The following is a 12632-nucleotide window of genomic DNA, read 5'->3' as shown; positions in this document are numbered from 1 at the left end:
AAAGCTCCAATACATTAGTGTTGGAGCTTTTTTTATGCTCAAAAAACAGAGTTTTAAACAGAATTCATTAATTTCGCGAGTCTATAACGAAATTTGAAAAAATGAGCACAGGATTCACTGAATATAAAGGACTTAACTTACCAAACGTAGCAGAAGAAATTCTTAAATATTGGAAAGACAATAACATCTTTGAAAAAAGTGTAACAACTCGTGAAGACGCAGAACCTTATGTGTTTTTTGAAGGACCACCTTCAGCTAACGGTTTACCAGGTGTACATCACGTTTTAGCACGCGCTATAAAAGATATTTTTCCGCGTTACAAAACCATGAAAGGATTCCAGGTTAAGCGTAAAGCAGGTTGGGATACGCATGGTTTACCTATTGAGCTTGGTGTAGAAAAAGAACTAGGTATTACCAAAGAAGATATAGGTAAAACAATTTCAGTAGAGGACTATAATGCGGCTTGTCGTAAAGCAGTAATGCGTTACACAGATGTATGGAATGACCTGACTCAAAAAATGGGATATTGGGTAGATACGGACGATCCATATGTAACCTATGAGCCTAAATACATGGAAACCGTTTGGTGGCTTTTAAAGCAAATTTATTCTAAAAAGCTAATGTACAAAGGGTATACTATTCAACCGTATTCTCCAAAAGCTGGTACAGGTTTAAGTTCGCATGAGGTTAATCAACCAGGTGCATATCAAGACGTAACAGATACTACAGTAGTTGCTCAGTTTAAAGCAATTGAAAATACATTGCCAGATTTTTTACAAAACGAAGGTGATATTCATTTTATAGCATGGACAACAACACCTTGGACTCTACCAAGTAACACAGCATTAACAGTTGGTCCTAAAATTGACTATGTTTTAGTCGAAACTTATAATCAATATACTTTTAAACCAATCAATGTTGTTTTAGCAAAAGCATTAGTAAATAAGCAATTTGATGGTAAGTTTAATAAGGTTGAAACTAAGCCAGAATTATTAGAGTATAAAGATGGTGATAAAAAAATACCATATTACGTAGTAAAAGAATTTAAAGGTAACGACCTAGTTGGTATTAAATACGAACAATTATTACAATACGCATTACCAAATGATAATCCTCAAGATGCATTTAGAGTAATTGCTGGTGATTTTGTTACTACTGAAGATGGTACAGGTATTGTACACACAGCTCCAACATTTGGTGCAGATGATGCTTTAGTTTCTAAGCAAGCTACTCCAGAAATCCCACCATTATTGGTAAAAGACGATAATGGTAATTTAGTGCCTTTAGTTGATTTACAAGGTAAGTTTAGACCAGAAATGGGAGAATTTGGTGGTAAGTATGTTAAAAATGAATACTACACAGATGGTGAAGTTCCAGAACGCTCAATAGACGTTGAGTTAGCGATTAAGTTAAAAGAAGAGAATAAAGCCTTTAAGGTTGAAAAATATAAACACAGCTATCCACATTGCTGGCGTACAGATAAACCAATTTTATACTATCCATTAGATTCTTGGTTTATTAAAGTGACTGACGTTAAAGATAAAATGGTGGCTAATAATGACACTATTAACTGGAAACCAAAATCTACAGGTACAGGTCGTTTTGGTAACTGGTTAGCAAACGCTAACGACTGGAACTTGTCAAGATCTAGATATTGGGGAATTCCATTGCCTATCTGGAGAACAGAAGACGGTAAAGAAGAAATATGTGTAGGATCTGTTGAAGAACTTAAAGCCGAAATGCAAAAAGCAGTTTCAGCAGGAGTTTTAGCTAAAGATATTTTTGAAGATTTTGAAGTTGGTAATAATTCTGAAGAAAACTATGCAAAGTTAGATTTGCATAAAAATATTGTTGATGATATTGTATTAATATCACCAAGTGGACAGCCAATGCATCGTGAAAGTGACTTAATTGATGTATGGTTTGATTCTGGATCAATGCCTTATGCACAATGGCATTATCCATTTGAAAACAAAGATAAAATTGACGATAATAAAGCATTTCCTGCCGATTTTATAGCAGAAGGTGTAGACCAAACTAGAGGTTGGTTTTATACATTACATGCCATAGCAACTATGGTATTTGACTCGGTTGCCTATAAAAATGTAGTGTCAAACGGATTAGTACTAGATAAAAATGGGCAAAAAATGTCTAAGCGTTTAGGTAACGCTACAGATCCTTTTGAAACTTTAGAAACTTATGGACCAGACGCAACACGTTGGTACATGATTGCTAATGCTAATCCATGGGATAATTTAAAATTTGATTTAGAAGGTATAGAAGAGGTTAAACGTAAGTTTTTCGGGACATTATATAACACCTATTCATTCTTCAGTTTATATACAAACTTAGATAAGTTTACATACGCTGAAGCGGAAATTCCATTGGCTGATCGACCAGAATTAGACCGTTGGATTTTATCAGAGTTACATACGTTAATCCAAAAAGTAGATGAATATTATGCCGAATACGAGCCTACTAAAGCAGCACGTGCTATTTCAGATTTTACACAAGATTATTTAAGTAACTGGTTTGTAAGATTAAGCAGAAGACGTTTCTGGAAAGGCGATTATCAGACAGATAAGATCTCAGCATACCAAACACTTTACACCTGTTTATTAACCATCGCAAAATTAGGAGCACCAATTGCGCCATTTTTCATGGATAAACTTTACATAGACTTAACAAAAACAACACAATCAGAAGCATTTGAGAGTGTACATTTGGCTGAGTTTCCAAAATTTGATAAAACTATTGTAGATAAGTCGCTGGAACGTAAAATGGAGAATGCGCAAACAATATCATCACTAGTATTATCGTTAAGAGCTAAAGAAAAAATAAAAGTACGTCAGCCTTTACAAAAAATTATGATTCCTGTAGAGTCAGAACAACAAAAAGAAGAAATTTTAGCGGTATCAGACCTTATTAAGCACGAGGTTAATATTAAAGAAATTGAACTATTAGCTGATGCATCAGATATTTTAGTAAAACAAATTAAACCTAATTTTAAAGCATTAGGACCTCGTTTTGGAAAAGACATGAAAGTTATAGCAGGAGCCATAAATAAAATGACTGCTGAAGACATCAAAATTGTTGAACAAAAAGGAGAGATAGATGTCGATTGTAACGGAAAAAGTATTACATTACAACGTGAGGATGTAGAGATTACATCTCAAGATATTGAAGGTTGGTTAGTTGCAAACGAAGGTAATGTTACGGTTGCTTTAGATGTGACCATAAGTCCAGAATTAAAAGAAGAAGGTATTGCTAGAGAGCTAGTAAACCGTATTCAAAACTTGCGTAAGGATTCTGGGTTTGAAGTAACCGACAGGATTACTGTACAGCTTCAAGAAGACCAAAATATCGTGCAGGCAGTACAAGCTAATTTAGATTATATTAAGGCAGAAACCTTAACTGATGATTTAAAAATTATTAATCAATTAAATAGTGGTATAGAAATTGCTTTTGATGATGTAAATACCAAACTATTTATTCAAAAAAACTAAAATTATGGCAACAGATATAAACGAAAGATATTCTGATAAGGAATTAGCAGAATTTAAAACGCTAATTCAAGATAAAATTGAAAAAGCTAAGCACGATTTAGAGTTAATTAAAAGTGCTTATGTTAACGACCATAACAATGGTACAGATGATACCTCTCCAACGTTTAAAGCGTTTGATGAAGGAAGTGAGACCATGAGTAAAGAGTCTAACTCAGCTTTAGCCATTAGACAAGAAAAGTTTATACGTGACTTAAAAAATGCCTTAATTAGAATCGAAAACAAAACCTATGGTATTTGTCGTGTAACAGGTAAGCTTATAAACCCTAAACGTTTAGAGTTAGTACCACATGCAACATTAAGTATAGAAGCCAAAAACATGCAAAAATAAGGTTGCATAACAGTCATAATAATGCTTTATAACAGTAAAGCAATCACTAAACAAAACGCTTCAAATTAATTTGAAGCGTTTTGTTTTTATAATAAATACAACATTTTTTGAAACTTAAAATAACGCTATCACTTTTACTGTTTACTAGTTTTTTATATGCTCAAATAAGTAAAGAAAAAACATGGGAAGCCACAGCAATTAAAACGGTGAATATTTCCGCAGAAGGTGTGTTTAAAATTAATGTAAAAAATAGTCCTTCTAAAACCTTAAGTTTAAAAGCTAGAATAGAAGGCGAAAATGCACAACATTTGGTGATTTTAGATAGTATTTCATCTGAAACTTTGTTTATAAATTCAGCATATCAACCATTATTTAAAAATAATAACGATAAGCTAAGTGCGCATAAAGTTTTATCTGTTGAGTATGATCTTTTAGTGCCAAATCATATGATTTTGGATGTTAAAAGTGATATAGCATCTGTACAAGTTGTAGGCGAATACAATTATGTGTTTGTAGAGTCTAATCAAGGTGACTGCAGTTTAAAACAATTTTTAGGTAATGCAACTATTAATACTATTGATGGTAATATTGCAGTTCAGACTAATAATGCTGAGGTTACAGCGATTAGTAAAACTGGAGTTGTGCAATTTCATCAATTTAAATACGGAAAATTTAATATTAACTGTCATTCTATTAATGGAAACATCCATGTCTCCAAAACCAAAAATTAAGTCTATTTTTGTCATGTTAACTAGCTAACTTTTACAACACTTAATTTGTTTAAGTGTCCTATGATTTATGAATTTAAAAAAGCCTCTCTTTTAATTATTTCAATTTTACTTATTGATCAAATAAGTAAAATATACGTTAAAACTCATTTTGTTTTAGGCGAAGATTATACAGTGTTTAATTGGTTTAAAATATATTTTATTGAAAATAGTGGTATGGCTTGGGGAACCAAACTTAGCGATATTCTTCCTTTTATTACAGATCGTACAGCCAAATTATGTTTGACTGTTTTTAGGGTGTTTGCAATAGTTGGTATTGGATACTGGTTGATTAATACAATTAAAAAAGAGCAATCGAAAACATTAGTTTTAGCCTTAGTATTTATTTTTGCAGGTGCCTTAGGTAATATATTAGATTCTATATTTTATGGAGTTTTATTTGATGATAGTTTGTCTCAAGTAGCTACTTTTTTACCACCTGAAGGTTATGATAGTTTGCTGCATGGTAAAGTTGTAGATATGTTATATCTGCCTTTATGGAAAGGTTATCTTCCAGAATGGATACCTATAATTGGAGGAGATTACTTTACGTTTTTTGAACCTGTTTTTAATATAGCAGATGTAGCTATAAGTATAGGTTTTGGGATATTAATATTTTTTAATGGTAAAGCGTTTCCTAAAAAGAAGACGCTTAAAATGTATAAACCTGTTTTGGTGTGACACACATGTCTAAAGGAATATCACCTTCAAAAGCATCTTCAATGGTTGTTGTTTCTGCTTCAAAAAAAGACAAGCCTATTTTTAAGGTTTCGGGTTTACATTTAGCTAAAAAATTATCGTAAAATCCTTTTCCGTATCCAACTCGATTTCCTTTTAAATCAAAAGCTAATAGAGGGATAAAAACAACTTCAATTTTAGAATCTGCAATTTCAATTCCATCAACTGGTTCTGGTATGTTATAAGCGCTAAGTTTAAGTTTTGTGTTATCTGTTAATAAAAAATTATCCAGAGTATTAGTTTTAAAATCACTTTTAGAAATGATAATATTTTTATCTTTTCCAGATAAGATGTTTAGTATAAAATCGGTGTTAATTTCCTGCTGTGTTTCAATGGTTAAAAACAAGTGGTAAAAACTATGATTCCAAATGGGTAAGCCTATTAATTGGTTAGCAATAGCCATGCTAAAATCATCAATTTGATCTGTAGTTAATTGGCTTCTTAAAGCTTTATAATGAGGTCTTAATTGAGCCTTTTTCATTGTTGTTTATGTTAAAACTTCTGTAGACACATGAAATAATGCATCACCTTGATACACAATTGGAGCTTGATTGATGTTAATAACATAACCAGCGTGTTTGGATTTTACAAAATGATTAAACTTACCATAAGGATCTGTAATGTTACCAATATCATCACCAACTTTAACTTCCACACCTAATTTAACGGTTGCTTTAAACATTCCAGAATGCTTAGCTCTAAGCCAAGAACTATCAGTAATTTTCACACATTCTTTTTTAGGTTCTGATACTTTAAATTGTCGACGCAACATACCAAAATGATTTAATATACGTTTTGATCCGTTAACACCTGTGTTGGTTACTGTATTGTCCAAGTAAAACGATTTTCCGCCTTCATAAAGTAAAATAGGTTTGCCTAATTTATTACAAGCATTTCTAAAAGATTTATTTAAATTTTTAGAATACAATATAAATGGTGCTCCAAAAATTTCAGCCATTACATCATCATCTTCGTTGCCTTGCTCAATTCGTATTTGTGGTGCATTAAAACGTAAAGCTCCACCAGTATGAAAATCAACTATAAAATCTACATGTGGTATAACTTCATTAATTAATTCGTAAGCAACACGACTAGCTAATGATCCGTTTTTATGTCCTGGAAACACACGATTTAAATCGCGTCCATCAGGAAAAGCACGTTCCATGTTTATAAAACCAAAAATATTTAGAACAGGTATACAAATAGTAGTACCAATTTTGGGCTTATTAATGCCTTTAGATATTAATTGACGGACAATTTCTGTTCCGTTAATTTCATCACCATGGATACCAGCAGTAAACAATACTGTAGGTCCTGGTTTTTTTGAACGTTCAATAATTATAGGTACATCTACAGGTGTCCTTGTATGTAATTTGGCAACGTTAAAACTAACTTCTGCACTTTGTCCAGGTTTGATAGTTTCACCTAAAATTTCTAAAACGTCGTTATTATTCATATTTAATACTTGTAATTTCTTTCTATATAAGTCATAATGCTTTTGGCAATATTTTTTCCGGTAGCATTCTCAATACCTTCTAATCCAGGACTAGAGTTTACTTCTAATAATAAAGGACCTCTTTCAGATTGTAACATATCCACACCACAAACAGGAAGTTTTAATGCTTTTGATGCTTTTTGGGCAACTAATAATTCAGCTTCGCTTAACTTAATAATCTCGGCATTTCCACCACGATGTAAATTAGATCTAAACTCACCTTCTTTTCCTTGACGTTTCATAGCACCAACAACGTTTCCGTCAACAACTAAAGCACGTAAATCTGCACCTTTAGCTTCAGCAATAAATTCTTGAACAATTACTCTAGCTTCAAGACCATTAAAGGCTTCTAAAACAGATTCGGCAGCATTTTTAGATTCAGCTAAAACGACACCCAAACCTTGTGTTCCTTCAAGTAATTTTATAATAACAGGTACGCCTCCAACGTGTTCAATAACTTCTTCAACATCTCTAGAATAGTTAGTAAATACCGTTTTTGGCATTCCTATTCCGGCTTTGCTAAGACGTTGCAAGCTTTTTAGTTTGTCTCTTGATCGTAAAATGGCGTCAGAAGATGCAGTGGTAAAGACATTCATCATTTCAAATTGTCTAACAACTGCACAGCCATAAAATGTAACTGAAGCTCCAATGCGTGGTATAATGGCATCAACGTAATCTAAATATCGATCTTTGTAGTAAATAGAAGGTTTTTCTTTTTCAATAATAATATCACATTTTAAAGGATCTATTATTTCAATTTTATGACCTCTTTTTTCGCCTTCTTCTACTAAGCGATCTGTAGAGTATAAATTAGCATTTCTGGATAAAATTACAATGTTCATTGTTAGTTATTATAGTTAAAGGATTGGTTTAGTATGTCTACATCGACTAGAAATTTACGTTTTAAAAATTGTCTTCCAATTAAAACCGGAAATCTCATATCGTCTCTTGTGCTTAAAGTTAAGTTAATCTTGAATGTTTTACCAAAAAATACAACATCAGTTTTTATTTTGTATCGATTTTCTACAAAACCATTACTACTTTTTACATCTGTAAAAGTGTAGTCCTTAAAGACTTTAGTTTTACTATTAAAATTTGGGTGACCTTTACTGTAAAATGTACAATGTAAGCCATCGTCTTTTACAGCTACTTTTGAGCAATGTATGGCAGAGGTGTAAGCGCCTGTATCTATTTTGCAATCTACTTCAAATAAATCTAAGTTTGGGAAGTCGATTTTGTCTGTTCTACCTAGTGTTTTTTTAGTCATTTTTTAGGTTTAAAATGAGATGCAAGGTAATGAATAAGTCAATATTATAATTTTATTTTTAGGTTAAAATTTATAGTAAAAAGGGTTAGTTGTTTTTAAATAATTACCTTTGGTTAACTTTAAATTACACTTGATTTTTAATGTTATAATGAGCCAAACACCACTTGATATACAACTTAAAACTTTACCTGATTCTCCTGGTGTTTATCAATACTTTGATGCTGAAGGCACTATAATATACGTAGGGAAAGCTAAAAACTTAAAAAAACGAGTAAGCTCTTATTTTACTAAAAATCATGATAACGGAAAAACTAGAGTTTTAGTAAAGCGTATTGCTAGTATGAAGCACATTGTTGTCAAGACTGAAACAGATGCTTTACTGCTAGAAAATAACTTAATAAAAAAACACAAACCAAGATATAATGTCTTATTAAAAGATGATAAAAGTTATCCATGGATTTGTATTAAAAAAGAACGATTTCCAAGAGTGTTCCAAACTAGAAGATATATAAAGGATGGAAGCGAATATTTTGGACCATATACCAGTGTAAAAACCGTTTATACTTTATTGGATTTAATACGTGGTTTATACCAGCTTAGAACCTGTAATTTTGATTTATCTCAAAATAAAATAGAATCAGGTAAGTATAAGGTTTGTTTAGAGTATCATTTAGGAAACTGTAAAGGACCATGCGAAGATTATCAAACAGAGGCGTCTTATGACGAAAACATAAAAGCTATTAGAGAACTTTTAAAAGGAAATTTTAAAGACTCTTTATGGCAATTTAGGTTGCAAATGAAACAATTTGCTGAAAATTTAGAATTTGAGGAAGCACAGCGAATAAAAGAAAAAATTGAAGTTTTAGAAAACTATCAAGCAAAATCTACCATAGTAAATCCTAAAATTAGTAATGTAGATGTGTTTTCTATAGTTAGTGATGCTGGTCATGGATACATTAATTTTTTACAACTCTCTTATGGTTCTATAATAAGATCTCATACTCTAGAAATTAAAAAGAAATTAGATGAAACTGACAAAGAGCTTCTAGAATTAGCGATAATAGAAATAAGAGCACGATTCAACTCTAACTCAAAAGAAATATTTGTGCCTTTTAAAGTCAATATTGGCGAGGATATTAAAGTAACAGTCCCTCAGTTAGGAGATAAAAAGCATATTTTAGATTTATCTATAAGAAACGCTAAATATTACAGGCTTGAGCGTTTTAAACAGGTGAAAATAACAGATCCAGATAGACATGCCAATCGTATAATGGCACAAATGAAACAAGATTTACGTTTAAGTGAAGAGCCTAGACATATTGAATGTTTTGATAATTCCAACATTCAAGGTACAAATCCAGTTGCAGCTTGTGTTGTGTTTAAAAATGGTAAACCAAGTAAAAAAGACTATCGTCATTTTAATATAAAAACAGTTGAAGGTCCAGACGATTTTGCGTCTATGGAAGAAGTCGTTTTTAGACGTTATAAAAGGTTGCTTGAAGAAAATCAACCCTTACCACAGTTAATCATTATTGATGGTGGTAAAGGACAATTGTCTTCTGCGTTAAAAAGTTTAGACGCATTAGACTTAAGAGGTAAAATAGCTATTATAGGTATTGCCAAAAGATTAGAAGAATTGTTTTATCCAGAGGATCCAATTCCTTTATATTTAGATAAAAAATCCGAAACACTTAAAATCGTTCAGCAATTACGTAATGAAGCTCACAGATTTGGTATAGAGCATCATCGTAATAGACGAAGTAAACAAGCATTAAATACAGAAATGGAAACCATTCCTGGAATTGGAGAAAAAACAATAGTGCAATTATTAAAAGTATTTAAATCGGCAAAGCGTATATCAAATGCTAAAATTGACGAGTTAGAAGATGTTGTTGGAGTGTCCAAAGCCTCTAAAATTTATAACTATTATCATAAAGAATGAAACATTACCTAATAATTCTTATAATCTGTTTTACTGTATTAAATACCGTTACTGCACAGCAAAAAATGGATAGCATACCAGAAAACCCAAAAGTCGGGTTGGTATTAAGTGGTGGTGGAGCCAAAGGTTTTGCGCACATAGGTGTACTAAAAGTTATAGATAGTCTGGATATCAAAGTAGATTATGTTGCTGGTACAAGTATGGGAGCAATCATTGGTTCTTTATACGCGTCTGGTTATTCCGGAAAACAATTAGATTCAATCTTTAAAACAGTCAATTTTGACGATCTTATTAGCGATAATATACCAAGATCTGCAAAATCAATCTATGAAAGAGAAATTTCAGAGCGATACGCAATTACACTTCCTTTTGATCATTTAAAAGTACAACTTCCATCTGCGTTGTCTAAAGGGCAAAATATATTTAATTTATTAACCAAGTTAATGTTGCATGTTAGTGCACAAAATGATTTTTCTAAATTACCCATTCCTTTTTTCTGTATAGCAACAAATGTAGAAACTGGTCAGCAAGTAATTTTGGACGAAGGTAATTTGCCACAAGCAGTAAGGGCAAGCGGTACCTTTCCGTCGTTGTTTAAACCAGTAGAAATTGGAGAAGATTTATTAATAGATGGAGGCGTTGTTAATAATTATCCATTAAGAGAATTAAAAGAAAAAGGAGTAGATGTAATCATTGGTGTAGATGTGCAAGATGGATTAGCTAATCGTACAGATTTATCTTCGGCACCTCAAATTTTATTTCAAATAAATAATTTTAGAACCATTAATGATATGAAAAGAAAGTCTAAAAAGACTGATATTTATATCAAACCAGATATCACTAAATTTACAGTTGTGTCCTTTGATGATGGTCGTCAAATTATAGAAAATGGTCTTAAAGCAGCAATGGTAAATATTGAAGACTTAAAGCAACTACAATCTAAGCAGCATACCAAGCCATCTAAAAATCATGTAGCTAATACGCCAGATAGTTTGCAGATAAATTATATAGAAACACATGGCATGGAAAGGTACACAAGATCCTATATCTTAGGTAAGCTTAAAATCAGGCCATATAGTAAAATAGCCTATAAAGATTTGTTTGAAGGCACTAATAACATTGTTGGTACTAATAATTTTGATAGCTTTTTTTACGAGCTTAAACCAGAGCAAGGCAATGCGTATAAGTTAGTCACAAAAGTGACCGAAACTAAAAAAACAACATTTTTAAAACTAGGATTACACTATGATGATTTATACAAAAGTGCCATTTTAGCTAACATTACAAAAAACAGATTTTTACTTAAAAACGATGTTGCTTCCTTAGATTTAATAATTGGTGACCATGTAAGGTATAATTTTGACTACTTTATAGATAAAGGTATTTATTGGAGTGTCGGTTTAAAATCAAGATATAACGAGTTTAATCAAGGTGTAGTGGCAGATGCTTTTTTAACACCTACACAAATTTCTTCTGTTGGAATAAATAAAATAGATGCTGAATTATCAGATTTTAACACTCAATTTTACGTACAAACCTTGTTTCGTAATGACTTAGCATTGTCATTAGGTGTAGAACATAAAAAACTAAAAGTAAAAACCGAAACTATTTTATCCTCAGATAATCAAACCGAAACCGTTTTTGAAAACAGTAATTACGTCAGTCTGTTCGGAGCCTTAAAGTTTGATACCTATGATAGTAAGTACTTTCCAACTAACGGAATGTTTTTCTCAGCAGAAGGTAATTATTACCTGTATTCAACAGATTTTTCAAGTTCCTTCTCGCCATTCACAATCTTAAAAGCCGAGTTAGGCTATGCCTTCAAAGCAACAGATAAATTATCTTTAAACATCACTACAGATGGAGGCTTTAAAATAAACCCAAAAGCCAATCAATTTTTAGATTTTGTTTTAGGAGGATACGGAAATAATTTCATCAATAATTTTAAACCATTCTATGGCTATGATTTTTTAAGTATATCAGCAGATTCATACTTAAAAACAAGTATAGATTTAGACTATCATTTCTTGCCAAAAAACCATTTGATATTTTCGGCAAATTTTGCAAACGTAGAAGATAGGATGTTTGATTCAACAGATTGGTTTTCGTTTCCAGATTATTCAGGATTTGCTTTAGGATATTCATTAGAGTCTTTTCTTGGTCCAATCGAAGCTAAATACTCATACTCACCAGAGACTAAACAAAGCTACTGGTTTTTTAATCTAGGCTATTGGTTTTAATTGGGCGTTTTACCTGTAATACTTTTAGGGTATTACAGGTAACCAGGTCATCCATTATATCTTTTTTTGCCTTATATGGAAGCAAAAAAAGGATGCCATTACTACCCTTAACGCAAGGCTAGACGCATAGACTAGTAAACAAAGTTAAAACCTTTTCCATACTCATAAAATTTTACGATATTTGTTAGATTATGAAGACAATTTGGAGCGATTTATTATCTCATTTAAAATTCTTGATTAAGCGTAATCCAGAATGATCCTTCTTCCTTGTTAAGCATTTAGTAAAGCG

Annotated in this window: 10 protein-coding genes; 6 read left to right on the top strand and 4 right to left on the bottom strand. The window is 31.8% G+C overall.

Annotated features, from left to right (window positions below):
- Nucleotides 1-101 precede the first annotated feature (101 nt).
- The 4 genes from ileS to AC0L4B_RS02655 all read left to right on the top strand — a co-directional run bounded on the left by ileS (nucleotide 102) and on the right by AC0L4B_RS02655 (nucleotide 5342).
- Nucleotides 102-3506, top strand: a complete 3405-nt coding sequence (ileS, locus tag AC0L4B_RS02670; protein ID WP_473438434.1) for an isoleucine--tRNA ligase — start codon at nucleotides 102-104, stop codon at nucleotides 3504-3506.
- Nucleotides 3507-3510: 4 nt separating this feature from the next.
- A complete protein-coding gene (locus AC0L4B_RS02665) occupies nucleotides 3511-3894 on the top strand; it encodes a TraR/DksA family transcriptional regulator (protein ID WP_028291600.1) in 384 nt (127 codons plus the stop codon).
- Nucleotides 3895-4001: 107 nt separating this feature from the next.
- The gene (locus AC0L4B_RS02660) at nucleotides 4002-4625 is read left to right on the top strand and encodes a hypothetical protein (protein ID WP_473438433.1); all 624 of its coding nucleotides are present in this window, start codon (nucleotides 4002-4004) and stop codon (nucleotides 4623-4625) included.
- 60 nt (nucleotides 4626-4685) lie between these two features.
- Entirely contained in the window at nucleotides 4686-5342 is a 657-nt protein-coding gene (locus AC0L4B_RS02655; RefSeq protein WP_473438432.1) for a lipoprotein signal peptidase, read from the top strand.
- Here the strand turns inward: AC0L4B_RS02655 and AC0L4B_RS02650 are convergent.
- The 4 genes from AC0L4B_RS02650 to AC0L4B_RS02635 are packed head-to-tail and all read right to left on the bottom strand — an operon-like array spanning nucleotide 5314 to nucleotide 8161.
- Nucleotides 5314-5880, bottom strand: a complete 567-nt coding sequence (locus AC0L4B_RS02650) for a 5-formyltetrahydrofolate cyclo-ligase (protein ID WP_473438431.1) — start codon at nucleotides 5878-5880, stop codon at nucleotides 5314-5316. The two genes, AC0L4B_RS02655 and AC0L4B_RS02650, sit on opposite strands and share 29 nt — an antisense overlap.
- A gap of 6 nt (nucleotides 5881-5886) precedes the next feature.
- Complete coding sequence (locus AC0L4B_RS02645; RefSeq protein ID WP_473438430.1) at nucleotides 5887-6855, bottom strand: succinylglutamate desuccinylase/aspartoacylase family protein; 969 nt, start codon at nucleotides 6853-6855, stop codon at nucleotides 5887-5889.
- 2 nt (nucleotides 6856-6857) lie between these two features.
- Nucleotides 6858-7736, bottom strand: coding sequence for a 30S ribosomal protein S6--L-glutamate ligase (gene rimK / locus AC0L4B_RS02640; RefSeq protein WP_028291605.1), 879 nt, complete (start codon nucleotides 7734-7736; stop codon nucleotides 6858-6860).
- A 2-nt stretch (nucleotides 7737-7738) separates the two neighbouring features.
- On the bottom strand, nucleotides 7739-8161 hold the full coding sequence (locus AC0L4B_RS02635; protein ID WP_473438429.1) for an ATP-dependent zinc protease family protein: 423 nt from the start codon (nucleotides 8159-8161) through the stop codon (nucleotides 7739-7741).
- Between the two features lie 148 nt (nucleotides 8162-8309).
- On the opposite strand from AC0L4B_RS02635, the gene uvrC reads away from it, so the two are divergent.
- Both uvrC and AC0L4B_RS02625 read left to right on the top strand, forming a co-directional pair.
- A complete protein-coding gene (uvrC, locus tag AC0L4B_RS02630) occupies nucleotides 8310-10103 on the top strand; it encodes an excinuclease ABC subunit UvrC (RefSeq protein WP_473438428.1) in 1794 nt (597 codons plus the stop codon).
- Nucleotides 10100-12343, top strand: coding sequence for a patatin-like phospholipase family protein (locus AC0L4B_RS02625; RefSeq protein ID WP_473438427.1), 2244 nt, complete (start codon nucleotides 10100-10102; stop codon nucleotides 12341-12343). Before uvrC ends, AC0L4B_RS02625 begins: the two co-directional genes overlap by 4 nt.
- Nucleotides 12344-12632: the final 289 nt, after the last annotated feature.

Source organism: Olleya sp. NP1-10, from assembly GCF_055804415.1.
The sequence above is the reverse complement of the archived record's forward strand: the minus strand, read 5'-3'. Positions and strand labels throughout refer to the sequence as shown.